The 1,172-nt window shown below is 66.6% G+C and carries 1 protein-coding gene; it reads right to left on the bottom strand.

Features of this window, described 5'->3' with window-relative positions:
* A partial coding sequence (gene tuf / locus ACUN0C_RS20165) for an elongation factor Tu (RefSeq protein ID WP_445468190.1) occupies nt 1–1,172 on the bottom strand: 1,172 nt, incomplete at its 3' end.

Raw genomic sequence — 1,172 nt, 5'->3', positions numbered from 1 at the left:
TCGATGATCGAAGCGACGATGCCGGCGCCGACGGTGCGGCCGCCTTCGCGGATGGCGAAGCGGAGCTTCTCCTCCATGGCGATCGGCACGATCAGCTCGACCGTCATCTCCACGTTGTCGCCCGGCATCACCATCTCGGTGCCTTCCGGCAGGTGCACCACGCCCGTCACGTCGGTCGTGCGGAAGTAGAATTGCGGCCGGTAATTGGTGAAGAACGGCGTGTGCCGACCGCCCTCCTCCTTGGTCAGGATGTAGGCCTCGGCCTTGAACTTGGTGTGCGGCGTCACCGAGCCCGGCTTGCACAGCACCTGGCCGCGCTCCACGTCCTCGCGCCCGATGCCGCGCAGCAGCGCCCCGATATTGTCGCCCGCCTGGCCCTGGTCGAGCAGCTTGCGGAACATCTCCACGCCCGTCACCGTCGTCTTGCGGGTCGGGCGGATGCCGACGATCTCGACCTCCTCGCCGACCTTCACGATGCCGCGCTCGACCCGGCCCGTCACCACGGTGCCGCGGCCGGAGATCGAGAACACGTCCTCGATCGGCATCAGGAACGGCTGGTCGATCGGGCGCTCCGGCGTCGGGATGTAGGCGTCGACCTGCTCGAGCAGCTCGCGCACCGCCTTCTCGCCGATCTCAGCGTCGCGGCCTTCCAGCGCCGCTAAGGCCGAGCCCTTCACGATCGGGATGTCGTCGCCCGGGAACTCGTAGGACGACAAAAGCTCGCGCACCTCCAGCTCGACCAGCTCGAGGAGCTCCGGGTCGTCGACCTGGTCGACCTTGTTCATGAACACCACCAGCGCCGGCACGCCGACCTGGCGGGCGAGCAGGATGTGCTCGCGCGTCTGCGGCATCGGGCCGTCGGCCGCCGAAACCACCAGGATCGCGCCGTCCATCTGCGCCGCCCCGGTGATCATGTTCTTCACGTAGTCGGCGTGGCCCGGGCAATCGACATGCGCATAGTGCCGGTTCGGCGTCTCGTACTCCACATGCGCCGTCGAGATCGTGATGCCGCGCGCCTTCTCCTCGGGCGCGGCGTCGATCTGGTCATAGGCCTTGAACTCGCCGAAATACTTCGTGATCGCAGCCGTCAGCGTCGTCTTGCCGTGATCGACATGGCCGATCGTGCCGATGTTCACATGCGGCTTCGTACGCGCAAATTTTTCCTTCGCCAT

This window comes from Faunimonas sp. B44, from assembly GCF_052655945.1.
This window is presented reverse-complemented; position numbering and strand designations above follow the sequence as displayed.